The 21,793-nt window shown below is 57.1% G+C and carries 29 protein-coding genes and 1 tRNA gene; 10 read left to right on the plus strand and 20 right to left on the minus strand.

Annotation, left to right across the window (positions count from 1 at the left end):
• A partial coding sequence (locus ACO5Z0_RS10620; protein WP_485650282.1) for a hypothetical protein occupies positions 1–186 on the plus strand: 186 nt, incomplete at its 5' end.
• Between the two features lie 87 nt (positions 187–273).
• Here ACO5Z0_RS10620 and ACO5Z0_RS10625 read toward each other — a convergent pair.
• The 6 genes from ACO5Z0_RS10625 to ACO5Z0_RS10650 all read right to left on the minus strand — a co-directional run bounded on the left by ACO5Z0_RS10625 (position 274) and on the right by ACO5Z0_RS10650 (position 4,872).
• Entirely contained in the window at positions 274–759 is a 486-nt protein-coding gene (locus ACO5Z0_RS10625; protein ID WP_485650283.1) for a hypothetical protein, read from the minus strand.
• Positions 760–775: 16 nt separating this feature from the next.
• Positions 776–1,642: a DUF805 domain-containing protein gene (locus tag ACO5Z0_RS10630; RefSeq protein ID WP_485650284.1), complete on the minus strand. Its 867-nt coding sequence runs from the start codon at positions 1,640–1,642 to the stop codon at positions 776–778.
• A 154-nt stretch (positions 1,643–1,796) separates the two neighbouring features.
• The gene (locus ACO5Z0_RS10635; RefSeq protein WP_485650285.1) at positions 1,797–2,165 is read right to left on the minus strand and encodes a YkvA family protein; all 369 of its coding nucleotides are present in this window, start codon (positions 2,163–2,165) and stop codon (positions 1,797–1,799) included.
• Positions 2,166–2,186: 21 nt separating this feature from the next.
• Entirely contained in the window at positions 2,187–2,552 is a 366-nt protein-coding gene (locus ACO5Z0_RS10640) for a toxin-antitoxin system HicB family antitoxin (RefSeq protein WP_485650286.1), read from the minus strand.
• A gap of 193 nt (positions 2,553–2,745) precedes the next feature.
• On the minus strand, positions 2,746–2,988 hold the full coding sequence (locus ACO5Z0_RS10645; protein ID WP_485650287.1) for a type II toxin-antitoxin system HicA family toxin: 243 nt from the start codon (positions 2,986–2,988) through the stop codon (positions 2,746–2,748).
• A gap of 51 nt (positions 2,989–3,039) precedes the next feature.
• Positions 3,040–4,872, minus strand: a complete 1,833-nt coding sequence (locus tag ACO5Z0_RS10650; RefSeq protein ID WP_485650288.1) for an acyltransferase family protein — start codon at positions 4,870–4,872, stop codon at positions 3,040–3,042.
• A gap of 134 nt (positions 4,873–5,006) precedes the next feature.
• Between ACO5Z0_RS10650 and ACO5Z0_RS10655 the strand changes: the two genes are divergently transcribed.
• The 4 genes from ACO5Z0_RS10655 to rarD all read left to right on the plus strand — a co-directional run bounded on the left by ACO5Z0_RS10655 (position 5,007) and on the right by rarD (position 7,251).
• Entirely contained in the window at positions 5,007–5,234 is a 228-nt protein-coding gene (locus ACO5Z0_RS10655; protein ID WP_313973087.1) for a type II toxin-antitoxin system Phd/YefM family antitoxin, read from the plus strand.
• Positions 5,218–5,667, plus strand: a complete 450-nt coding sequence (locus ACO5Z0_RS10660) for a PIN domain-containing protein (protein WP_485650289.1) — start codon at positions 5,218–5,220, stop codon at positions 5,665–5,667. Before ACO5Z0_RS10655 ends, ACO5Z0_RS10660 begins: the two co-directional genes overlap by 17 nt.
• A 2-nt stretch (positions 5,668–5,669) precedes the next feature.
• Complete coding sequence (gene thiT / locus ACO5Z0_RS10665; RefSeq protein WP_485650290.1) at positions 5,670–6,311, plus strand: energy-coupled thiamine transporter ThiT; 642 nt, start codon at positions 5,670–5,672, stop codon at positions 6,309–6,311.
• Between the two features lie 61 nt (positions 6,312–6,372).
• Positions 6,373–7,251: an EamA family transporter RarD gene (gene rarD, locus ACO5Z0_RS10670; protein ID WP_485650291.1), complete on the plus strand. Its 879-nt coding sequence runs from the start codon at positions 6,373–6,375 to the stop codon at positions 7,249–7,251.
• Between the two features lie 190 nt (positions 7,252–7,441).
• Here the strand turns inward: rarD and ACO5Z0_RS10675 are convergent, their stop codons facing one another.
• From ACO5Z0_RS10675 to pyk, 8 genes are all read right to left on the minus strand, one after another.
• On the minus strand, positions 7,442–7,870 hold the full coding sequence (locus ACO5Z0_RS10675) for a MarR family winged helix-turn-helix transcriptional regulator (RefSeq protein WP_442673531.1): 429 nt from the start codon (positions 7,868–7,870) through the stop codon (positions 7,442–7,444).
• Positions 7,871–8,328: 458 nt separating this feature from the next.
• The gene (locus tag ACO5Z0_RS10680; protein WP_485650319.1) at positions 8,329–8,385 is read right to left on the minus strand and encodes a hypothetical protein; all 57 of its coding nucleotides are present in this window, start codon (positions 8,383–8,385) and stop codon (positions 8,329–8,331) included.
• A 56-nt stretch (positions 8,386–8,441) separates the two neighbouring features.
• Entirely contained in the window at positions 8,442–9,539 is a 1,098-nt protein-coding gene (locus ACO5Z0_RS10685; protein WP_485650292.1) for an L-threonylcarbamoyladenylate synthase, read from the minus strand.
• Between the two features lie 7 nt (positions 9,540–9,546).
• Positions 9,547–10,425 carry a peptide chain release factor N(5)-glutamine methyltransferase gene (prmC, locus tag ACO5Z0_RS10690; protein ID WP_485650293.1) on the minus strand — a complete coding sequence of 293 codons (879 nt, stop codon included), beginning with the start codon at positions 10,423–10,425 and terminating at the stop codon, positions 9,547–9,549.
• On the minus strand, positions 10,425–11,492 hold the full coding sequence (gene prfA, locus ACO5Z0_RS10695) for a peptide chain release factor 1 (protein WP_485650294.1): 1,068 nt from the start codon (positions 11,490–11,492) through the stop codon (positions 10,425–10,427). The genes prmC and prfA overlap by 1 nt, the downstream gene beginning before the upstream one ends.
• A 15-nt stretch (positions 11,493–11,507) precedes the next feature.
• Positions 11,508–12,452, minus strand: a complete 945-nt coding sequence (locus ACO5Z0_RS10700) for a DUF1385 domain-containing protein (protein WP_485650320.1) — start codon at positions 12,450–12,452, stop codon at positions 11,508–11,510.
• Between the two features lie 70 nt (positions 12,453–12,522).
• The gene (rpmE, locus tag ACO5Z0_RS10705) at positions 12,523–12,723 is read right to left on the minus strand and encodes a 50S ribosomal protein L31 (protein WP_442673535.1); all 201 of its coding nucleotides are present in this window, start codon (positions 12,721–12,723) and stop codon (positions 12,523–12,525) included.
• Between the two features lie 176 nt (positions 12,724–12,899).
• Positions 12,900–14,318 (minus strand): pyruvate kinase, encoded by a 1,419-nt coding sequence (gene pyk / locus ACO5Z0_RS10710; protein ID WP_442673536.1) that lies wholly within the window; start codon positions 14,316–14,318, stop codon positions 12,900–12,902.
• Positions 14,319–14,619: 301 nt separating this feature from the next.
• On the opposite strand from pyk, the gene gltX reads away from it, so the two are divergent.
• On the plus strand, positions 14,620–16,080 hold the full coding sequence (gltX, locus tag ACO5Z0_RS10715; RefSeq protein ID WP_485650295.1) for a glutamate--tRNA ligase: 1,461 nt from the start codon (positions 14,620–14,622) through the stop codon (positions 16,078–16,080).
• A gap of 21 nt (positions 16,081–16,101) precedes the next feature.
• A tRNA-Glu gene (locus ACO5Z0_RS10720) sits at positions 16,102–16,176 on the plus strand.
• Between the two features lie 35 nt (positions 16,177–16,211).
• Here ACO5Z0_RS10720 and ACO5Z0_RS10725 read toward each other — a convergent pair.
• From ACO5Z0_RS10725 to rpsF, 4 genes are read right to left on the minus strand one after another with little or no spacing between them, the layout of a single operon-like run.
• On the minus strand, positions 16,212–16,928 hold the full coding sequence (locus ACO5Z0_RS10725; protein WP_485650296.1) for a thiamine phosphate synthase: 717 nt from the start codon (positions 16,926–16,928) through the stop codon (positions 16,212–16,214).
• 56 nt (positions 16,929–16,984) lie between these two features.
• Positions 16,985–17,218 (minus strand): 30S ribosomal protein S18, encoded by a 234-nt coding sequence (gene rpsR / locus ACO5Z0_RS10730; protein ID WP_013741033.1) that lies wholly within the window; start codon positions 17,216–17,218, stop codon positions 16,985–16,987.
• Positions 17,219–17,237: 19 nt separating this feature from the next.
• Entirely contained in the window at positions 17,238–17,675 is a 438-nt protein-coding gene (locus tag ACO5Z0_RS10735) for a single-stranded DNA-binding protein (protein ID WP_264917949.1), read from the minus strand.
• 19 nt (positions 17,676–17,694) lie between these two features.
• Positions 17,695–18,033 carry a 30S ribosomal protein S6 gene (gene rpsF / locus ACO5Z0_RS10740; protein WP_442673950.1) on the minus strand — a complete coding sequence of 113 codons (339 nt, stop codon included), beginning with the start codon at positions 18,031–18,033 and terminating at the stop codon, positions 17,695–17,697.
• 264 nt (positions 18,034–18,297) lie between these two features.
• On the opposite strand from rpsF, the gene ACO5Z0_RS10745 reads away from it, so the two are divergent.
• The 3 genes from ACO5Z0_RS10745 to fliD all read left to right on the plus strand — a co-directional run bounded on the left by ACO5Z0_RS10745 (position 18,298) and on the right by fliD (position 19,745).
• Positions 18,298–18,576, plus strand: coding sequence for a hypothetical protein (locus tag ACO5Z0_RS10745; protein ID WP_009646629.1), 279 nt, complete (start codon positions 18,298–18,300; stop codon positions 18,574–18,576).
• Complete coding sequence (locus ACO5Z0_RS10750) at positions 18,548–18,820, plus strand: DUF4160 domain-containing protein (protein ID WP_009646633.1); 273 nt, start codon at positions 18,548–18,550, stop codon at positions 18,818–18,820. Before ACO5Z0_RS10745 ends, ACO5Z0_RS10750 begins: the two co-directional genes overlap by 29 nt.
• A gap of 112 nt (positions 18,821–18,932) precedes the next feature.
• On the plus strand, positions 18,933–19,745 hold the full coding sequence (gene fliD / locus ACO5Z0_RS10755) for a flagellar filament capping protein FliD (RefSeq protein WP_485650297.1): 813 nt from the start codon (positions 18,933–18,935) through the stop codon (positions 19,743–19,745).
• A 78-nt stretch (positions 19,746–19,823) separates the two neighbouring features.
• On the opposite strand, the gene ACO5Z0_RS10760 is transcribed toward fliD, so the two are convergent.
• Both ACO5Z0_RS10760 and pfkA read right to left on the minus strand, forming a co-directional pair.
• Positions 19,824–20,804, minus strand: coding sequence for a diaminopimelate dehydrogenase (locus ACO5Z0_RS10760; protein WP_485650298.1), 981 nt, complete (start codon positions 20,802–20,804; stop codon positions 19,824–19,826).
• 19 nt (positions 20,805–20,823) lie between these two features.
• Complete coding sequence (pfkA, locus tag ACO5Z0_RS10765) at positions 20,824–21,783, minus strand: 6-phosphofructokinase (RefSeq protein WP_442676812.1); 960 nt, start codon at positions 21,781–21,783, stop codon at positions 20,824–20,826.
• Positions 21,784–21,793: the final 10 nt, after the last annotated feature.

The raw sequence follows: 21,793 nt of genomic DNA on the forward strand, positions 1-21,793 counted from the left end.
AATCATATAGATGATTCATTTCTGCATTGTTTAGTTTTCAAGGAACACCGCCGAACTCTTTCGGCTGCCTGCCGCTCGTTTTTCACAAGCGACTTGATTATCTTACCTCACGCCCGAGGGATTGTCAAGCGCTTTTTTGAAGCTTTTTCCGAGCGACCTGCTGTTGCTTGCCGCCGCAGCAAATAGTATGATACACGAAAGCGGGCGGACTGTCAACACCTTTTTGAAAAAAAGTGAAACGTCCGCCCGCCGATGGATACATCAGAGACAAATTCAATCGCAGTAGCCAGTCCAGATTTTATAGACCTTGCCCTTGCTGTCTACATAGAATTCCAGAGAAATCATTCCATACCCATAAGCATAGCAGTAGCTTCCATTCCTCTTGAACCCTTGCGGCAGTGTGCCATAGGCTCGCTGGATGTCCGTCAGTGTGCTGCCCACATGGATGCCGCGCGGCGTCGCGATGCCGTTATCCGCCGTAGTCATCATGGAAGATACACTCATCCGCGTGGTCTCAATCGCCACGACGAACGAATCGCCGTAGTGATAAATCCAAAGCGGTATATCGCCGGAATACGGCGTGCCTTCATGGTAATCGACCCAATCCGGCTCCCCGTAGACGCTCTTCACATAGTCCGCATCAGCGCCGAACTTTATGCCGCCGAGCGCATAATCCGCATCGGGCAAACGCGCCGCCGAGCAGAGATTCGCCGCCAGCAGCAGAGCGGCAATCAGGGAAAGCATCACACATCTCTTCATAAAAAAACAACTCCTTTCACTGCAGCGGATCTGGACCGAAGCGGTTCGGACCGGGCGTGCCCTGCTTGAAGAGGAGCAACAGCCCAAAAACGATGTTCACAAGCGGCACGAAGTGGAGAAGGACGAGCCACCCCGACCAGTCGTTGTCGTGGCAACGACGGATTCCCAGGGAAGCGCCAATGACCGTTGCTGGAAGATATAAGACAAAGATGACCGCATAGAGGAATATCAGGAGCACCATACCAAGATCAGGCGAGCTTTCAGCAATCTCAGCGATAATTACACCGAGGATAAAGGCAATGATCTGTACGATAACGGAACTGATGAGGCAGACCGCCAATCCACGCAGGACGTACGGCTTGCGATTCAATCGTCCCTCAAAGGAAAGAAGTTTTTCCTTCCATTCGCCCAAAGCTCCGGCTGCCCCCGATGCACTTGTCCCGCCACCGAAAGCGCCTCCCTGAGCGCCAAACGGCGGGGTGTTGACCGGGTGAGGTATCGGCTGTCCGCCAGTCGGCGGTATTTGCACAGGCGGAGTCTGCATCGGCGGTGCAGAAACGGTCTGCGCTCCCGCGCCCTGCGGCGGCGCAAAATTCTGCGGCGAAGGCGATGCAAAATTCTGCGGTGCATTTTGCGGCTTGTCGACATTCACGCTTGATGACTGCACTGCCGCCGCAGGCGGCGCCCCCGGTGCCTGCGCCTGCTGTATCGTTCCTTCAGAAACAGCCTGCCCGCATTCAGGGCAGAAGCGCATACCTGCCTGCAGGTCGGCGCCGCAATGTGCACACTTGCATGCTTCAGGCAGAGCCATACCGCATTGCGGGCAAGATTTCGCATCACTCCCCAGCGGTATGCCGCATCCCATGCATTTTTTCAAAGCCATAAATCTCATCTCCTTGCAACTACAGAAAAATCATCTCCTTGTTTCACTTAAGAATACTTTTCTCTGCCGGAAGAGAAAATCCTTCCCTCGAAAAAGAAAGCAGCCCATAATCCTATGAGCCGCCAAAGCCATGCATCTCTATACCATATAGTAGTCAGCGAAAGATCGCCATGATGCCCCAGACGATCAAGGCGATCCACGCGATAAGCGCGATTGAGGCGAGTGCCACGATGTACGGCAGACGCCGCCCGAGCCGCTCGGCCTTCGCCTGTGCATCCGCACGCACATGTGGCGGCAAAAAGCGGATCAGCCCGAATACCGCCGCCGGCAAGACCGCCGCATCGTCGACCATGCCGAGAACAGGAACCGCATCCGGAATAATGTCGATCGGGCTGATGCAGTAGAGCAGTCCGACAAAGAACGCCGCCTTGATCGCGGCAGGCGTGCGAGAGTCCTTGAGAGCTACCATCATGACGAGCAAATCTTCACGGAACATCTTCAAAAAGGAAAAAAGCTTCCACATAAAAACGCCTCCCTGCCAAAATCATCTCACAGCAGAGGTCTTCAGCCCGCTTGCAATCAAACATACGGCAAGCTGATTCAGACTAACCCCCTCCGCTTTGGCGCTGAGCGCCAACTCTCGATGCAGACTTTTGGGCAGGCGCAGGTTGAATTTGCCGCTGAAGTTTTCTTCTGACTGAGGCTCCGGTATGGTCAGCCCTTCTTCCAATGCGGCTTCCAGCCAACATCTCTTTGCATCTTCCAGCAGATTCAGAATTTCCGCTTTCGTCTCCGCCTGTGTAATGCACCCTTTCAATTCCGCCACATAGCCTACGTAGCCGCCAGCCGCATCCGCTTCGATAATTTCACGATACGGCAACGCCATATAGTACGCAATATCCTTCTTCATATCGTCACCCTCGCAAACTCGACAACAAATCAAGGAAGCGCTGATAAAATGAGGTCGCCCAGATTTGCACAGATGCGCTGTATCTATCGAGGAGACAAACCACAGGCGTAGCGGTGCTACGTCGAGGATTTGTCGACGACGAGAGGACAGCGCAGATGTGTGAAGATGGGTGGCTGAATTTATCAGTGATTCTTTAAGCATCAGCATCATCCAAAGCTAGGATGACCTGCCGCACATAAGCTTCTTTCACATACGGCTCTTTCTTCGGAATCGTAAGCGGCAGACACCCCTTCTTTCGAAACGTCCAATGACTGGAGCCGCTTCTCGGCTGCCGCTTCTCATACCCAATGGATTCCAGCACTTTCGCGACTTCTTCAAACGAAACCGCCTTGGGATTGTTCCGAATGCGTGTGATGAGTTTTTCCCACTTGCTCAAGCTGTCACCGCCTTCTTATATAGTACTACATCCAGTACTTTTGAACAAGCCTTACTTCGCCAACGCTTCCGCCAGCGCATCGTGTACGAGCTTTGCGTACTGCTCCGTGCCCGCATCGTTCGGGTGCACGCCGTCGCCCGAGAGCCATTCGGGGTGCTTCGATACGAGTCCGTACCAGTCGATGACCGTCACATTCTTATGCTCGGCAGCCATCTTCCGGATGTATTCATTGTTCGGATCCTGCCACGAAAGGTGCGGCGCGTAGACATTAACCCAGAAGATGCGGCGGCTCGATCCCAAAAGCTTCAGAAGCCCCTGCGTCTCTTGCACATAGCGATCGCCGGCGGCGAGCGGCCCGTTCGTGCCGAGCGAGACGACGACGACGCTGCCGAGCCTGCCCTGCGCCGCGAGGCTCTGCGCGGCTTCGATGCCGCCGCCCACATAGCGCGAGACTTCCGCATCGACCGCGCAGCCGGGCAGCGCTTTCTGCAAATCTCCCGCCGCAGACAGCATGACCGAGTCGCCGATGCAGGCGACGCCCGAAAGATCCACCGCCTTCATGCGTGCCGCCTTGTCCGCTGCGGCTTTTGCCGCAGCTGCCTTCTCGGCTTCTTCCTTCTGCCGCGCGAGCTCCGCCGCGTTCTTTTCAAGACGTGCATTGAGCTGCGCCCGCGCCTCCGCCTTGTAGCCGGCAGGCGCCACAAGCCCCTTGCAGCCGAAGCCCATCAAGAATACGCCGCACAGAGTGAAAGCGAGAAAGCACGCCCCCTGCGCATAGACAAGGCGATTGCCGAACGCAGGCAGCTCGCGCCTACCGACGCTTTTCGTCAACGCCTCCGTCCACATGGCGAGCAGCAAGATGACGGCGATCTCCCACGCGGCAAAATACGGCATCGCTTCCCAACCCTTTTGTTGAAACAGGAAGATCACGGGGTACTGCCAGAGGAAGATGCCATAGCTGCGCGTGCCAATCCAGCGAAAGACGCGCATATCGAGAAACTTGCCGATCGTCATGCCGCGATTCGCCGTGATCGCGAGCAAAAGACAGAATAGAAGCGTCACAAGGAACATGCCGCCCCGATAGAGCAGCGGATTTGCACCATCGAGGAAAACGCACGCGAAGATGACGGCGACGAGCAGAAGTTCGAAGCTGACAAACTCTGCGATCTCGCGCCAAAGCGGATTCTTCTTTGCCGCAGAAGCCCCCGCACGCCAAAGCCCCATTGCTGCGCCCAAGAGGAGCGCAAAAACACGCGTATCCGTGCCATAGTAAAGGCGCGTCACATCTGCCCCCATCAGATACGAAAGCGGCATGAGGAACGCCGTCCCCAAACCGAGCGCGGCGATGACCGCTATGCCCGCCCCTTTCCCCAGACAATGCGAGACAAGCGTATAAAGAAGAAAGAGCAGCGGCCACAAGACGAACGCATATTGCAGCTCGATGCCCATGAACCACAGATGCGTGAACGGCGATGCATTGGCGATGCGCGTGAAATAGTCGGCGCTCGCAGCAATCTGCCACCAGTTGTTATAGCCGAGCGCGACGGAAAGAACCTCCTCGCGCATGTCCACGACCGTCTCGGGAAGCACGAAGGAATAGACGCCGAGCGTCACGAGAATCATGACGACGAGAGCGGGATACATGCGCAAAAGGCGCTTCAAAAAATAGCGTCCGAGAGAAAATTCGCCCGCGAGCCGTTCCCGCTCCGTCGTGTAGGCGAGAAGATACCCCGTCAAAACAAAAAACAAGGATACCCCGAGGTATCCCCCTTTCACCACATCGGGAAATATATGAAACAACGTAACTGCAACGATTGCCAAGGTGCGCAGAGCATCGAGACCTTGAATCTGCTTCGTCGGTCTTCCTCCAACGTAATTCGCCATAAATCCACCATCCTTTGTGTGTTCTCCATTATCGCACAAACGAAAAGCCTCTTCAAGGGATTTTCGTTTGCTTTCGGAAGGGACGAATTGTATAATTAAGAAAACACTTTTTGAAAGAAAGGAGTCCGAATATCATGCTCGTATCAACGACAGATTTCCAAGCCAATATGGACAAGTATCTGGCCCTGATTGCACACGAAGATGTTTTCATCACCCTGAACGGAAAGCCGATCGCACAGATGGTGCCGACGAAAACGAGTGCGGTAGACTCCCTGCTCGGACTTTTGAAAGAGGCTCCTGCAGATCTAGATACAGAGTCTATACGAAAGGAGCGTCTGCAGCGTCATGAAGGCACTCTGTGATACAAATATTATCCTCGATGTACTGTTGGCAAGAGAACCGTTTGTCAAAGCATCCGCAGAAGTTCTTCACCTTTGCGAGAAGCGAGAAATTGAGGGTTTCACAACAGCCTCGTGCATTACCGATATTTTCTACATCGTCCGCAAATATCTTCATGATATTGAGCGCACCTATCAAGCCATTGAAAAAATCCTTGAAATCATCCACGTTTGTGGTGTGACCAGTGCCGATATACAAGAAGCGCTTCTTCGCAGAGCTTCCGATTTCGAGGATTGTCTTGCCGCAACATGCGCAAGATCGATGCATTGCGACTGCATCATCACTCGTGACGCCAAGGGTTTTGCAGACTTGGGAATCCCTGCGTTCACTCCCGAAGAAGTGCTTCAAAAACAGCTAAATCTCCATAATTCCACAAACGTACGAAAGGACAGATAAACTTGGATACTCTGCTGCAAAACATCTCAGCCATTCTTGAGCATCCGGCGAGCCTCATCGCGCTTCTCGCCGTGCTCTTCGCGATTCTCTCGCACCTCTACTTCCGGCGCGTGCGGCTCACGACGCCGATGATCGTGACCATCGCTCTCATGCTCGCGATGACCGTCATCCTGCACCAGTTTCGCCTCTACCACATGCCGCAGGGCGGCAGCGTGACGCTCGGCGCGATGGTGCCGCTGCTCTTCGTTTCCTATCGCTACGGTATCGGCACAGGCTGCCTCGCGGGCTTCCTCTACGGCATCTTCAACATGATGCAGGATCCCTATCTGCTGCACCCCGTGCAGGTGCTCTTCGACTACCCGCTGCCCTACATGGCGCTCTCGCTCGCCGCGCTCTTTCCCGCACACCGCATGGCGTCGACGGCGCTCGCCTTTTTCGCGCGCTTTTTCTGCCACATCGTGAGCGGCGTCGTATTCTTCGCGTCCTACGCTCCCGCGGGCACAAGCCCCCTCGTCTACTCGCTGACCTTCAACGCAACGTACCTCGTTCCCGAATGCCTGATCTGCTTCGCCCTCTTGAAGGTGCTGCCCGTAGAAAGGCTCATGGCGGCGATGGATCGCCAGACAGCGCCGCGCACGCATTGAGCGCCGCACGCGTCGTCATATTCTCACGCCATATCCCACACCGAAGGAAGTCTTTCATCCTATGGAACAAAAAAAGCGCGGCATGATCGCCGCCGTATCCACCTATATCATCTGGGGCATTCTGCCGCTCTACTGGAATCTCCTCGCTGCAGCTTCCGCCGCTGAAATCCTCGCGCACCGCATCTCGTGGTCGTTCGCCTTCATGCTGCTCGTCCTCGCCGTATCCAAACGATGGCAAAGCTTCTGCCAAGACTGCAGGGCGCTCTGTCAAGACAGACGGCGCACCCTGCTCCTTTTCGGCGCTTCGATCCTCATCACCATCAACTGGCTGACCTATATATGGGCGGTCAATCACGGGCACGTCATCGACACGAGTCTCGGCTACTACAGCACCCCGCTGATGAACGTCGCGCTCGGCGTCGTTCTCTTCAAGGAGCGGCTCACGCCATCCGCACGCGTCAGCGTCTTCCTCGCCTTCTGCGGCGTCATGCTCATGACCGTGCAGATCGGCAAACTGCCGTGGGTCGCGCTCGTGCTCGCCGCGACCTTCGGGCTCTACGGCGCACTGAAGAAGAAGCTCGCGCTGCATCCCTTTTCGAGCATCACGCTCGAAACCCTTCTCTTACTACCCGTATTTCTGCCCTACGCCATCTATCTGGCAGGCGAGCCGATGAGTCAGTTCAGCTTGGCGACGCCGCGCGAAATCCTGCTCCTTATCGGCTCCGGCGCCGCCACCGCTACGCCGCTCATCCTCTTCTCTTACGGCGCGAACCTGCTGCCCTTAAATGTCCTCGGCTTCTTCCAGTACATCAGCCCGACGATCGCGCTCCTCCTGGGCATATTCTTCTTCCACGAGCCTTTCGGCACAGCGCAGCTCTCCGCCTGCGCCTGCATCTGGGCGGCGCTTTTGATCTTCACGCTCTCCGAGCGCACGCGGTGAGGGGTAGCTCACGCCGCCGCACACCCTATGATTTCTCGCATCCGCCCCGCATGCGTTCATCACGGAAGCTGCGGCTGGCGCAAAATCACACGAAAAAACGCTTTCCGACCTGTGTCCGAAAGGCACAGAAAAGCCCCGAAACCTTTGCGGTTTGCGGGGCTTTATCCTTGCAAAACAAAACAGCGCGGCTCTACACGCCCTGCATCACAACATTCTCTACAGCATGATCCAAAAGATGCCCGAATTGACGGCATTCCTCCGGTGTGAACCCCGTCTCCACCATCTCCTGCCAAGCAGCCATCGTCTTTCTGAGTTCCTTCTTGATCCCCTGCGACTTTTTCGTCGTCGTCAACACATAGGCTCGACGATCCGAGTCGCTGACCGTACGCTTCACATAACCTGCCTCAACAAGCCTTGCTACAGCACGCGCCGCCGTCGTCTTATCGATTTTCACCATGTGCGCCAAAGTTTCCTGATTGATGCCCTCGTGATCCAGAAGATACAGCAGGAACACATACTGCCCGTTGCCAAGACCGTACTTTTTCATCTCCTCGTTAAAATAGCTCTGACTGTAGCGATAAAGCAGAGCAATACTCGTTCCCATGTCACCTGGCCGCAAAACAGACCCTCCCCGTAGTAGGATATAATACTCATATCTGAAATTTCACTGCTGCGAATCACTATAAACTTGCCGAATACGTTTCGTGTTCTTCGCCGTGCATGAAAGAATCAATCGGGCTGCGCCATACAGGCTTTCCCCTTGATTTTCATGATAACAAGCACTTTTTTCCAGCACTTATTATACTACGCTTCCATAAGAAAATCTACCTTGCAGAATAAAGTTTTATAAACCTCTAAAATCTTATCATACTTTAGACTTATTACCTATGATAATAATAAATCTTTAGTCTTGGGCTTTTTGGGTAAATTCTTCCAGATGGTCGGGAATAACCGGTGCGTCGTAGAGAACGAATGGATCCATGTCAATGCACTTCATCACATCATGCGTCCCTGTGACATCCCACACCGCTGTACCGTTCATAAGCGTCAAAGCAGACGTAAAAAATGCCCGATCCTTCAACCGCTCGAATACGCCGCATGAATATGCGGCGGCTTATGATTACTGTAATCCATCGTGATACGAATACCAAAAACAAACGGCTTTCCGGCAGGATGTCATGCACCTCTGCTTAAAAAGAACGAATCCGATACCCCGCAGCCTTTTTCAGCCGATTCATAACAGCAAGCCCCAAACCGGTTTCGTCCAAGGCTTCGCCGAAGATGCAGGAAACGCTCGTTTCGTCAAAAGCACGCAAGGCTTCGTAGAGCCGCGCGGCGATGGCGTGCATGTCGTCTCTCGCACCGAGGCGCACGAGGAATCGTCCTTCAGCGTCATCTGCGAGCGCCGCTGCCGTTTCATCGGTCACGAGCAGACCGACCGCCTTGCCCGATTCCTCGGCAAGTACGCGGCGAAAGGCGGCGGGAAGATCGGCGGGGGCTGCTGCGATCAGTGTCAGCGGCGCGCACGGCGCATAGTGTGTATACTTCATGCCAGGGGCGCGCGGTGTAGCGTCAAAGAGTGCATCGCCCGCCTCATCCGCAGCCTCCGCGCCTGACGCCCGCGCCGCGCGTTCCTGTGCAAGAAGCCCGGGGTCGAGCTGCACCGCGCCTGCGACTTCTTCGATCATCTCGCGCGTGATCGCACCGGGGCGCAGGAGGACCGCAGCATCGCCCGTCACATCGACGATCGTGGACTCGACGCCGAAGCGGCAGGGACCGCCGTCAAGAATCAGCGGAATACGTCCCGCGAGGTCTGTGAGCACCGCTGCCGCCGTCGTCGGGCTTGGTCTGCCCGACGTGTTGGCGCTCGGCGCAGCTAGAGGAAAGCCTGCCGCTCGAATGAGGGCACGGGCGACGTCGTTCTCCGGCAGACGCACGCCGACGGTTGCAAGACCGCCCGTGATGCTCGCGGGAACAGCGGCGCGGCGGCGCAGCACCAAGGTCAAAGGACCGGGACAGAACGCCGCCAAGAGCCGCTCTGCCATCTCGGGCACCGCAAGTGCCACTTCATCGAGCATGGAGCGGTGCGCGATGTGCAGGATCAAAGGGTTATCCGAAGGGCGCCCCTTCGCTTCATAGATTTTCGCACAGGCAGCGGCGTCAAAACCGTTTGCCCCGAGACCGTAGACCGTTTCCGTTGGAAAAGCGACGACGCCGCCCGCGCGAAGAATCGCCGCCGCCTCTTCCATCGCAGCCGCTGTCGGCGGCAAAACTCTTGTCGAAAGCACCGATATGCTACCTCCCCAACCACAGCACGACGACGCGCTCGATTCCGGCAAGATCCGAGAGGATCTCGACCTCACCCCAAGGCGCTTTCGCCATCGCACGAATCTTCTGCGCCTGCCCGATGCCTGCCTCGACTGCAAGAAAGCCGCCCGCGCGCAAACAGCGCGGCGCATCCTTTAAGAGCCGCGCATAGAAATCCATGCCGTCCGCGCCTCCCTTGAGCGCAAGCAGCGGTTCATAGACGCGCACCTCAGGGGCAAGGCTCTCGACCTCGCCGTCCGGAATATAGGGCGGATTCGAGAGGATCGCATCAAACGCTCCGTCAGCAAGCGGCAGGAGCAAATCTCCCTCGATGAAACTCACACGAGCGGCAAGCGCAAGCCGCTCGGCGTTCTCACGCGCAACGGCAAGCGCTGTTGGCGATATATCGACGGCAGCAGCCGTCACATCGCCTGCGGCGTACCACAGGACAGAGAGCGCAATCGCGCCCGTCCCCGTGCCGATGTCGGCGAAGCGAACGGCTCGGGCGCCGCCCTCTGTCATGCGCCCGAGCCGTTCGACCGCCGCTTCCACAAGGATTTCCGTATCCGGGCGCGGGATCAAGGTCGCCCGCGACACTGCAAAATCAAGTCCCATGAACTCACGTCGCCCTACGATGTACGCGGTCGGCACGCGCCGCGCACGCTTTGCTACGCTCTCGCGAAACGCTACGAGCTCCGCCTTTTCCAACGGCTCATCGAAGTGGACGTAGAGATAGATGCGCTCTTTTTTCAGCACATGCGAAAGCAGCACCTCGGCGTCGAGGCGCGGCGTTTCGACACCCTTCTCTCTAAAGTAGTTTTGCGTCCACTGCAAAATCGAGCCGATCGTCCAAGTTTCTTGTGCCATCACTGCGCCTTCTTGAGCTTTTCCGCCTGATCGGCGGTAATCAGCGCGTGCAGAAGCTCCTCCAAATCGCCGTCAAGCACCGCTTCGAGCTTGTGCAGCGTCAAGCCGATGCGGTGATCCGTCACGCGCCCCTGCGGAAAGTTGTACGTGCGGATGCGCTCGCTGCGGTCGCCCGAACCAACTTGGCTCTTACGGTCGGCGGCGACCGTCGCCGCCTGCTCCTCTCTCGCCTTTTCCAAAATACGCGCACGCAGGACGCGCATCGCTTTTTCCTTATTTTTGAGCTGCGACTTCTCATCCTGGCACTGTACGACGATTCCTGTCGGCAGATGCGTGATACGGATCGCCGTTTCCGTACGATTGACATACTGCCCGCCCGCGCCCGAAGCGCAGTAGGTGTCGATGCGAAGGTCAGCGGCAGCGATCTCGACCTCGACTTCTTCAGCTTCGGGCAAGACGGCGACCGTCACGGCAGACGTATGAATGCGCCCGCTTGACTCCGTAACGGGTACGCGCTGCACGCGATGCGTGCCGCTCTCGTACTTCAAAAAGCTGTATGCGCCCGCACCGTCCACGGAGAAGGAGATCTCCTTGAAACCGCCGATCTCCGTCGCATTTCGCTCGATGACATCGACGCGCCAGCCGCGCCGCTCGGCATAGCGTGCGTACATGCGGAAAAGATCGCCGGCGAAAAGTGCCGCCTCCTCGCCGCCGACGCCGCCTCGAATCTCGACGATAACGTTTTTCTCATCGTTCGGATCCTTCGGCAAGAGCAGGATTGGCAGCTCGCGCTCCAACGCATCCAACCGAGGGCGCAGCTTTGCGATCTCATCCTCGGCGAGACGGCGCATATCCTCCTCGGGATTCTCGTCGAAGATCGCCTTGGCATCAGCCAGCCCTTCACAGACACTTTTGTACTCGCGGTACTTTTCCACGATAGGCGCAAGCTGCGCGTGCTCACGGCTCAGACGCTGCCACTTCGGCATGTCGGCAAGCACCGCCGGATCGCTGATGAGCGACTCCAGTTCACGATATTTTTCCTCTACGGCATGGAGCTTATCCAGCACGTCGCATCTCCTTTCTCACTTGCCGCATCTCGCGGCAAAAGCCGCTGCCGGCTGTTCATATACCGCCGTCTCAGAAGCCGCTTTCCGCAGATAATCGCCGCTTCCCGCCGGAATCTTCTCCGGCGGCAGAGCCGCCTTGAGCGACTCGATCGCGACCTCAAGCATCGAAGCGTCCGGCTCGCGCGTCGTCAACCGCTGCAGCCAAAGTCCGGGCAGCGAGAGAATACGAACGAACACATTTTGACTCCTGCCCGCCAGACGAATCGCCTCGTAGGAAATGCCCGCGACAACGGGAAGAAGCACGATGCGGCTCACGATGCGCAGCCAGAGATCGGGCCAGCCGAGAAACGCAAACACAAAGATGGAGACGAGCATGACGATCAAGAGGAACGACGTGCCGCAGCGCGGGTGAAACCGCTCGAACTTCTGCGCATTCTCCGTCGTCAGGGGAAGTCCCGCCTCGAAACAGAAGATCGTCTTGTGCTCGGCGCCGTGATACTGGAACACGCGCTGAATATCCTTCATGCGTGAAATGCCCCATATATACGCCAAAAAGACGCCAAGTCGCAAGAAGCCTTCCGCAAGGTTCAAGAACACGGGATCGTCCGACCATGCATGGAAGAGCTTCGCCGCCCCTGTCGGCAGAGCGATAAAAAGCACGGCGGCAAGTACGAAAGCGACGGCAATCGTGCCCGCAAGCTCCTTATCCGAAAGCTGCTCTTCCTCCTCGCCTGCCATCTTTGCCGACCAAGACAGCGAACGTATGCCGATGACAAGCGATTCGACAAGCGCGACCGTGCCGCGCAAAAAAGGCTTTTTGAATATGGGGAAGCGGTCAGAAAACGACCGCACATCCTTCGCCTCGACGGAAATCGCACCGTCAGGCGTGCGCACCGCCGTCGCTGTGCGGCCCCGTCCACGCATCATCACGCCCTCGATGACCGCCTGACCGCCGACCATGAGTTTTTCTTCCAAAAAATTTCCCCCTTAAAAAAGAAGGAGCAGGGCATCTCTGCCCTGCCCCAGCATCTTACTGCTTGCCGTAGCGCTTGTTGAACTTTTCGATACGTCCGCCGGCAGCGACATCACGCTGGCGACCCGTGAAGAACGGGTGGCACTTCGAGCAGACGTCAACGCGCAGCTCCTTCTTCGTCGAGCCTGTCGTAAACGTGTTGCCGCAGCCGCACGTCACCTTCGCCTCGAAGAATTCCGGATGAAGCCCTTCCTTCATTCTAATACACCTCACTTTTCCCCAGAGGGGCAATACTTACAAGCGAACTATGCGCCCGCTTGGTCCGACCTTCCCCCATCGCTGGGTCAAAGCCTCTTTGTGAGCACGCGCCCACCGTCCCATCATTATAGCACAGCCGCGAACACGCCGCAAGCGCGAAATCGCAGACATCCGCATCAGATCGTATAGACGCGAATCGCGTTCGTGTTGCCCTCTTCCGATTTGATGCCCGACGTAATGATCGTCAGATCCCCGCGCTCGACACAGCCCTGCTCTACCGCCGAAGCCGTCGCATTCGCCAGCATCTCACCCTCATCCGGCCAGATGCCTGCCGCCTTGATGGGATAAACGCCCCAGCGCAGGTTCAGCTGGCGCATCGCCTTTTCGTCGGGCGTATAGGCGACGATGAGCGATTTCGGGCGATAATGCGAGATGATGCGTGCCGTATAGCCGCTGACCGTCGGCGTGATGATCGCATCGGCGCCCAGTTCCATCGCCATCTGCACCGTCGCATGAGCGACCGCCCGCGTGCGCGACTTCAGATCCTCAAGCCCCGTTCCCTGATACATCTTCTTGTAATGCAGCGAAGACTCAGCGCGAAGCGCGATCGTCGCCATCGTCTCGACCGCTTCCGCCGGATAAGCGCCGCTCGCCGTCTCGCCCGACAGCATGATCGCATCCGTGCCGTCTAAGATCGCGTTCGCGACATCCGAAGCCTCCGCACGCGTCGGGCGCGGATTCGTCGTCATGGATTCAAGCATCTGCGTCGCAACGATGACAGGCTTGCCCGCCTTGTTGCACTTCGCAATGATCTCCTTTTGAATCAAAGGCACATCCTCTGCCGGAATCTCCACGCCGAGATCGCCGCGTGCGACCATGATGCCGTCCGAAACCTCAAGGATCGAGTCAAAATTCTTCACGCCTTCAAGATTTTCAATCTTCGGGTAGATCTCCATCCTGCCGCTATGCTCATCGAGCAGCTTGCGGATCTCCTTGACATCATCGGCACGCTGGATGAACGACGCCGCAATGAAGTCCATATCCTGCTCAATACCGAAGAGAATATCCTTCTTGTCCTGCTCCGAAATCGGCGGCAAACCCAAAGGAACGCCCGGCGCAGCAACGCGCTTTCTCGTACTCATCTTGCCCGAGTTCAAAACGGTCGTCACGATGTCCTTGCCCTGAATCTTCTCGACCTTCAGCTCAACAAGCCCATCGGAAAGAAGCAGCTTGTCGCCGGGCTTGACCTCCGTATAGAGCTTCTTGTGATTGACCGAGCACTTCGTCACATCGCCCGGCGCATCATCGTACGTCAGCACGAACGAATGCCCCGCCTCAAGCATAACCGAGCCATCCTTGAACTCACCGAGGCGCATCTCCGGTCCCTTCGTATCAAGCAAAAGCGACACGACCTTCCCCGTCTTCTTCGCCGCCTCGCGCACGCGGTTGATGCGCTTCAAATGCTCCTCATGCGTACCATGAGAAAAGTTGAAGCGCGCGACATTCATGCCGTTCTCAATAAGCTTTTCCACCATCCCCGGTGCATCCGTCGAAGGCCCCTGCGTGCAAATGATCTTCGTCTTTTTGTTCAACATACTTCGTCCTCCATCCCAAAAACTCACGAAACAGAAAGATTCTCCTTCCATCCCCACCATTTACTTTATTGTACTACGATTTCTTAGAAGCGGCAAGCCCGAAGGGCGCAGGCGATTCTTAGAAATCGTTGTCCAGCAACGCTGTGGCTACGATTTCTTAGAAGCGACAAGCCCAAAGGGCGCAGGCGGGGGTTAGATTTCGTTGTCCAGCTCTACCGCCCGTATCTCTCGTTTGCACATCACACACATTACTGCTATACTACACATATTATCTACCGAAAAATTACTGGGAGGAATCATCTTGAGCAAGCACATACGCACGCGCTTCGCACCCAGCCCCACGGGCTACATGCACATCGGCAACCTGCGCACGGCGCTTTACGGCTATCTCTTCGCGAAGTCCCAAGGCGGCGACTTCATCCTGCGCATCGAGGACACCGACCAAGAGCGCTTCGTCGAAGGCGCACGCGAAGTCATCAACGAGAGCCTTGCCGCCGCGCACATCGTCGCCGACGAAAGCCCCGAAAAAGGCGGCGCTTTCGGACCCTATGTGCAGAGCGAGCGCAAGGCGATCTACAAAGAATACGCCGAAAAGCTCGTCGCCACAGGCCACGCCTATCGCTGCTTCTGCGCGGCGAAAGATCATGCACACGAATCAGAATCCGAAAAGTTCGGCGGCTACGACCGCCACTGCCGCGACCTCGCGCCCGAAGAAATCGAAAAGCAGCTCGCGGCGGGAACGCCCTACGTCATCCGCCAGAAAATGCCGCTTGTCGGCTCAACGACGTACCGCGATCTGATCCTCGGCAGCATCACGATTGAAAACAGCGAACTCGAAGACCAGATTCTCTTAAAAAGCGACGGTATGCCGACGTACAACTTCGCCAACGTCGTCGACGATCACCTCATGGAGATCACGCACGTCATTCGCGGCAACGAGTACATCACCTCGACGCCCAAGCATGTACTGCTCTACGAATTCTTCGGCTGGCAGCTGCCCGAATTCATCCACCTGCCGCCCGTCATGGGAAAGAGCGAGGACGGCACGGTGTCGAAGCTCTCCAAGCGCCACGGCGCAGCGAGCTTCGGTCAGCTGCTCGACGAAGGCTACCTCGCCGAAGCCGTCACGAACTACGTCGCGCTCCTCGGCTGGTCGCCCAAGGACACGAATCAGGAAATCTTCACGATGCAAGAGCTGATTCAAGCGTTCTCCCTCGACGGCATCAGCAAATCGCCCGCCATCTTCGACTACAAAAAACTCGACTGGATGAATGGCGAATACTTCAAGTCGATGGATCCCGTCGCCTTCGCCAAGCTCGCGCGTCCCTTCGCAGGCGATCTGCCGGCAGAACTCGCCGAGAAGTGGGACTACATCGCCGAAATCCTGCGCCCGCGCCTCAGCCGCTTGAGCGAAATCGCACCGCAGATCCGCTTCCTCATCGAAATGCCCGACTACGACATCGACTGCTACACAAACAAGCGCAACAAAACCACGCCGGAAAAAGCGCGTGCGCTTCTTCCCGAAACGCTGCCGATGCTCGAAAGCACAGAACCGTGGACACCCGACGCCATCAACGCGGCACTCGACACCTTCGTAGAGGGACGTGGCGAAAAGAAAGGCGCCGTCATGTGGCCGCTGCGCATCGCCATCTCAGGACAGAAAGTCACGCCGGGCGGCGTCACAGAAGCGCTCTTCATGCTCGGCAAAAAAAATTCTCTCGATCGCCTCAAAAAAAGTCTTGCCAAACTGCAAAATATGTAATATAATAGCTTTTGTTCAAAAGGCTCCTTCGTCAAGTGGTTAAGACACCGCCCTCTCACGGCGGGTTCATGGGTTCGAATCCCATAGGAGTCACCAAGAAATTTCAGGGCTGAAGCCAATGGCTTCAGCCCTTATTTTGCGCTATTCCACTGCGCGACCATCTCCCGCGCCGCTTCCTCTGCATCCGCTGCCGCTGCGACGGCGGAGATCACGAAGAAACCGGCTGCTCCCGTCGCTTTGATGGCTGGAAGATCCGCCGCCTTGACGCCGCCGCCGACGATCACGGGCACGGGACTCTTTTGGGCGAAGGCGGCGATTTCCGCCAGCCCGCGCGTACGGAAGCTGCCGTCCGCTTCGATGCCGGCATCAGGCTTCGACGCCGTCGCATGCAAAGGACCCGTACCGATGTAGTCGGCAGCCGCCAGATCCTCAGGCGCGAGCCGAAGCAGATCCCGCGGATGCGCCGACAGGCCGACGATTGCCGTTTCCCCAAGGAAGCGGCGGCAAATATGCGCGGGTACATCCTTCTGCCCCACATGCACGCCCGCAACGGCGACGCCCATATCCCGCGCCGCGAGCGCAACATCGAGCCGATCATCGACGAGGAGCGGCACGCTTGACGCCGCTCCCGCCACCTCGATCGCCCGCGCCGCCTCGCCGAGCAGCGCGATCTGCTCGCGTGCGCTCTCCTCTTTCGCGCGAAGTTGCACCGCTGTGAAGCCCGCGCGTACCGCCGCCTTGACGATCTCGCCGACGCGCCGCCCTTTCGTATCACGAGGTCCGATGACGAGATACGCCGTGACCGCAAGATGCGAGCGCAAAGTCATATCACTCACGGAAAAGCCCATAAGAGCGCCTCCATCCCTTATCCATACAAAAAGAGAGCCTTTCGGCTCTCTTTTCCTTACTCCGCAGTGAACGGCAAGAGCGCAATATTGCGCGCACGCTTGATCGCAAGCGTCACCTGGCGCTGATGCTTCGCGCAGTTGCCCGAAATGCGGCGCGGCAGGATCTTGCCGCGCTCCGTGATGAAACGGCGCAGCTTCGCGACATCCTTATAGTCGATGACATCCACCTTGTCCACGCAGAACGTGCAAACCTTGCGGCGCGAACGTCTGCCTCTGTCACGTCTGATCAAATCAATTCCCTCCCCTTTGTTAGAATGGGATTTCCTCATCAGGTATGGAAGGACCGAAGGACTCCTGTCCGGCAGGCGGCTGATGGCTCGGCGCACTGCTCTGCATCGGCGTGCCCGGCGCGCCTGCGCCCTGCGGACGCGATCCGGCGAACTCGATGTCGTTTGCGACGACTTCCGTCACATAGCGCTTCGAGCCGTCCTGCGCATCGTAGCTTCTCGCCTGCAGACGACCCTCGACGAGGATGCGGCTGCCTTTCGTCAGGTAGTTGCCGCAGAACTCCGCGAGCTTCTCCCATGCGACGATGGAAATGAAGTCCGCCGACGGCTGCTGCCCGTCGTTCGCCCTGCCGAAGCGGCGGTTCACGGCGAGCGAAAACGAAGCGACCGCCTTGCCGCTCTGCGTATAGCGCACCTCAGGATCACGGGCGAGATTTCCGGTCAAAAGCACCTTATTCATGGCAGTTCCTCCCTCAAATTCACTCCGCTTCTTCGACCGGCGACTCTGCCGCAGCCTTCTCGCCGACCGCGATGAGCTCCTCCGCACGCACGATCATGTGCTTCAGAAGATCGTCGGTGATCTTCATGACGCGGTCGCATTCCTTCATGCAGGCAGGCTCAGCCGTGACATTGAGCAAGCAGTAGTAGCCGTCCGTGTAATCCTTGATCTCATACGCCAGACGCTTCTTGCCCCAACGGTCTTCCTTGTCGATCGTGCCGCCGTTCGTCTGGATCAGCTTGACGAACTTTTCGATAACAGCGTTCGTCGCTTCCTCCTCCATCGGCTTCACGATAAAGATAACCTCGTATTTTCTCACAAAAACACCTCCTCTATGGTCTGTGGCTCCCTCGGGAGCAGGGAAGGCTCAAAATAGAGGAAGCGCTGATAAAATGAGGTCGCCCAGATGTGTGAAGATGGGTGGCTGAATTTATCAGTGATTCCTAAACCTTCGAACCAACTGTCCTGTGACTGAATGATTATATCATAAGAAAAGCCTTGGGGCAAGGAGAAATTCCCATTTGACAAAGCGCGGCGGCTCCTCTATAGTTGAAGTAACAGACATTTAGGGAGGAGGTGCGTCATGAAGCATCATTACAGCACGATCAACGGCATCGTCACAACATTTTCCGATATACACCAATCCGCTCAAAAGGGCGAAAGCATCTTGGTCTATATGGAGCGTGCAGCAGAAAACGGCTTTGATACGGCAGAAATCCTGCTGCCAAGCATCTCTTTCGTAAGCTACAGCGGCTTTAGCGAGGACGAGCGCACCGAGCTGCTCAATTTCGTTCAGCGAAACAGCGCTCTGATCTGGGAGATCGCACGCGAGGATGGTGAAGTCATTGCCGACGTGGGGTGAGTTATTCGGTTACCGTCTCTTTTTCTGGTCAAACGAAAATGACGAACCTGTACACATACATGTTTGTAAAGGTGTACCAACACCAAACGCCACAAAAATTTGGATTCCGCCAACGGGCAATCCCATCGTTGCACATAATCACAGCGGCATTCCGACAAAAGATTTGAACCGTCTGCTCAAAGGCATCGCAGCGAACAAAGAGAGCATCGTCTACAGCTGGTATCAGCATTTTGGTCGCTTGTGAGCAATCCGGATGCTAAAGAAATCCCTCCCACCTTTCGATATACTCAATGAAACGATGTATTTTCTCGTGAAGAATCCATGCTGTCTCACATTCTTGAAAGGAGCTGGCTATTATGCCAACGATATATTCCATGACGCAAGCGAACTACGGCATGTACCGCTTCGCACAGAAGAGCGGCTACTCGCTTTTCGGCGGAACGAGCGCTGCGGGCAGCTCGCTTTTTGGAGCGCAGTCCTCTCGCGCTTCCAAGGGGCTTTCCTCGCTACTGAACTCGCAGAGCTTCGGCTCGAACGCCTACGCCCTGATGAACCTCAAGGCGAACACGCGCGTCGTACTGAAGTCTTACCAAGAGGCATCCGACGGCTTCTACAAGACGTTCGATACGGCGATGAACGCTCTTTCCAAGACATCTGCGGCGCTCAAGAACACGAACTTCAACGTCACGGGCGCGACCGAGGCAGACACGAAGCAGAACACCGAAGCCGCACTCAAGAACGTCAAGGACTTCGTTTCGGACTACAACGACACGATCAAAATGTTCGGCAACTACTCCGACGTCTCAAGCCGCGCCTCGGGCATGGCGAAGATGTTCGGCGACACCTCTTACAAGGCGGACACCCTGCGCCAGGTCGGCATCACGGTGAACGCAGCGTCAGGGACATTGTCCGTCAACGACGCAGCGCTGACAAAGGCGCTCAAGGAAGAGCCGAACCGTGTCGAAAACATCCTCGGCAAAAACGGTCTCGCGGGTGCAACGGAAAAGAAGGTCGACTTCGCCAAGACGCAGCGCGACAAGATCTTCCCGTCGGCGCAGCAGATGCTTGGTCCCAACTACCAGCGTGCGCTCGCCTACACGTCGGCAGGCGCCTTGACGAGCATGAATGCCTATGCCAATGTGGGGACGCTTCTGTCGATGTTCTTCTAAACGAATCCTTCCGTACAAAGAAAACCTAGCCAAAAAGGGCGCCGTCCGGCAGACGGCGCCCTTCTTATACTTTTCCCCTCAGAGGAGCTTCGCCCGAAGCTCCTCTGCCGAAAGCGGCGAGAGATATGCAGGAGCGATGTCGAGAACGGTCTTGCAGCCGGCTGTACCTTCCTCCGCGAGACGATACGCCGCCCTTGCATACGCCAAGAGGACGTTCGTCGTAAATTCGGGATTCGAGTCGAGTTTCAGACTGTACTCGATCGCGTGCTTATGCTCTCCATAGCAGCCCGTCACACCCGTGCGGATGACGAAGCCGCCGTGTGCAAGTCCGCCGTGGCTTGCCTTGAGTTCTTCTTCCGTGATGAAATGCACGGTCGTATCGTAGTCGGCAAAGTAGTTCGGCATCTCCTTGATTTCCTTTTCGACCTTCGCCGCGTCCGCACCCTCTTCCAAGACGACGAAGCATTCGCGCGTATGCTTTTCGCGCGTCGTCAGATCGGGATTCTCACCGCGTCGTACGGCGGCGAGCGCCTTGACGACGGGTACGGTGTACTGCTTCGCATCCTTCACGCCCGCGATGCGGCGAATGGCGTCGGAGTGACCTTGACTGACGCCTCGCCCCCAGAAAGTGTAATCCTTGCCGTTCGGCAGGACGGCATTTGCGTAAACGCGCGCGAGCGAAAAAAGTCCCGGATCCCAGCCGACGGAAATGACGGCGACATGCCCCGACCCTTTCGCCGCCTTGTCCACAGCGGCAAAGTGCTCGGGGATCTTCGCATGTGTGTCGAAGCTGTCGATGACGTGGAAAAGCGCGGCATATTTCGGCGTCTGCTCGGGCAGATCCGTCGCACTGCCGCCGCAGAGAATGAGCACATCGACCTTATCCTGCCACGCTTCGATGTCCTCGACGCTGACGACAGGCACGCCATCCGTCCGTATCTCTACCTCTTTCGGATCGCGCCGCGTAAAGACGGCGACAAGCTCCATATCCTTGTTGTCCCGCACGGCGCACTCCACGCCGCGCCCGAGATTTCCGTAGCCGAGAATAGCAATCCTCATATTCTCTCAACCTCCCTCGTCAAGCGAGCACGCGTGCAAGGCGCACGATCTCCGGATCAAGCGTCTTGCGATTCGTCACGGCATCGTGCAGGTTGATGCTCACGACCTTGCCCATGTCGAAGCCGAAAACGATGTTGCTCGCGCCTGACATCAGAGCCAGAGCCGCACGCTCGCCAAGAAGCGACGCTTTCATGCGGTCCTCGACCGTCGGCGCACCGCCGCGCTGGATGTATCCCAAGACGGACACGCGCGTGTCGATCTTCGTCGTCTCACCGATGAACTTGCCCATATCGACGGCGGAGCCTGCGCCCTGCGCCACGACAATGATGCTGTACTTCTTGCCCGCCTCGTAGGCTTCCATGATCTCCTGGCAGATCGCCGAAAGGTCATACTTGACCTCGGGCACGAGCACATATTCAGCGCCGCCCGCGACGCCCGCCATCATCGCAAGCCAGCCGGACTTCTTGCCCATGACCTCGATGAGTATGATGCGACGGTGCGCCGACGCCGTGTCACGCAGCTTGTTGATCGCCTCTAAGACCGTATTTGCCGCCGTATCGGCGCCGATCGTATAATCCGTTCCCCAAACGTCGTTCTCAATCGTCGCCGGCAGACCGACGATCGGCATACCGTGGCGCGAGAGGTGTGCCGCGCCCGTGAGACTGCCGTCGCCGCCGATGACGACGAGACCTTCGATGCCGTGCGCTTTGAGCTTTTCCATCGCCTCTTTGCGTCCTTCTTCCGTATGGAAGCGCTTGGAGCGTCCTGTACCGAGGAACGTGCCGCCGCGCTGGATGAGATCGCTGACGCTGCGCGTCGAAAGCTCCTTGATATCACCGTCCAAAAGCCCCGTATAGCCGCCGTAAATGCCGAAGATCTTCACGCCCTCGGATATCGCCGTACGCACGACGGCACGCGCCGCCGCATTCATGCCCGGACTGTCGCCGCCCGAAGTCACAACGCCAATCGTACTGATCATGTCTCTCTCT

This window comes from Selenomonas sp. (assembly GCF_057272215.1).

What these genes read in the sequence shown, in the direction of transcription:
- ACO5Z0_RS10625 (WP_485650283.1), bottom strand. Translation starts at nt 759, where the DNA reads ATGAAGAGATGTGTGATGCTTTCCCTGATTGCCGCTCTGCTGCTGGCG.
- ACO5Z0_RS10630 (WP_485650284.1), bottom strand. Translation starts at nt 1,642, where the DNA reads ATGGCTTTGAAAAAATGCATGGGATGCGGCATACCGCTGGGGAGTGAT.
- ACO5Z0_RS10635 (WP_485650285.1), bottom strand. Translation starts at nt 2,165, where the DNA reads ATGTGGAAGCTTTTTTCCTTTTTGAAGATGTTCCGTGAAGATTTGCTC.
- ACO5Z0_RS10640 (WP_485650286.1), bottom strand. Translation starts at nt 2,552, where the DNA reads ATGAAGAAGGATATTGCGTACTATATGGCGTTGCCGTATCGTGAAATT.
- ACO5Z0_RS10650 (WP_485650288.1), bottom strand. Translation starts at nt 4,872, where the DNA reads ATGGCGAATTACGTTGGAGGAAGACCGACGAAGCAGATTCAAGGTCTC.
- ACO5Z0_RS10655 (WP_313973087.1), top strand. Translation starts at nt 5,007, where the DNA reads ATGCTCGTATCAACGACAGATTTCCAAGCCAATATGGACAAGTATCTG.
- ACO5Z0_RS10660 (WP_485650289.1), top strand. Translation starts at nt 5,218, where the DNA reads ATGAAGGCACTCTGTGATACAAATATTATCCTCGATGTACTGTTGGCA.
- rarD (WP_485650291.1), top strand. Translation starts at nt 6,373, where the DNA reads ATGGAACAAAAAAAGCGCGGCATGATCGCCGCCGTATCCACCTATATC.
- prmC (WP_485650293.1), bottom strand. Translation starts at nt 10,425, where the DNA reads ATGGCACAAGAAACTTGGACGATCGGCTCGATTTTGCAGTGGACGCAA.
- ACO5Z0_RS10700 (WP_485650320.1), bottom strand. Translation starts at nt 12,452, where the DNA reads ATGGTCGGCGGTCAGGCGGTCATCGAGGGCGTGATGATGCGTGGACGG.
- rpmE (WP_442673535.1), bottom strand. Translation starts at nt 12,723, where the DNA reads ATGAAGGAAGGGCTTCATCCGGAATTCTTCGAGGCGAAGGTGACGTGC.
- pyk (WP_442673536.1), bottom strand. Translation starts at nt 14,318, where the DNA reads ATGTTGAACAAAAAGACGAAGATCATTTGCACGCAGGGGCCTTCGACG.
- ACO5Z0_RS10725 (WP_485650296.1), bottom strand. Translation starts at nt 16,928, where the DNA reads ATGGGCTTTTCCGTGAGTGATATGACTTTGCGCTCGCATCTTGCGGTC.
- ACO5Z0_RS10735 (WP_264917949.1), bottom strand. Translation starts at nt 17,675, where the DNA reads ATGAATAAGGTGCTTTTGACCGGAAATCTCGCCCGTGATCCTGAGGTG.
- ACO5Z0_RS10745 (WP_009646629.1), top strand. Translation starts at nt 18,298, where the DNA reads ATGAAGCATCATTACAGCACGATCAACGGCATCGTCACAACATTTTCC.
- ACO5Z0_RS10750 (WP_009646633.1), top strand. Translation starts at nt 18,548, where the DNA reads ATGGTGAAGTCATTGCCGACGTGGGGTGAGTTATTCGGTTACCGTCTC.
- fliD (WP_485650297.1), top strand. Translation starts at nt 18,933, where the DNA reads ATGCCAACGATATATTCCATGACGCAAGCGAACTACGGCATGTACCGC.
- ACO5Z0_RS10760 (WP_485650298.1), bottom strand. Translation starts at nt 20,804, where the DNA reads ATGAGGATTGCTATTCTCGGCTACGGAAATCTCGGGCGCGGCGTGGAG.
- pfkA (WP_442676812.1), bottom strand. Translation starts at nt 21,783, where the DNA reads ATGATCAGTACGATTGGCGTTGTGACTTCGGGCGGCGACAGTCCGGGC.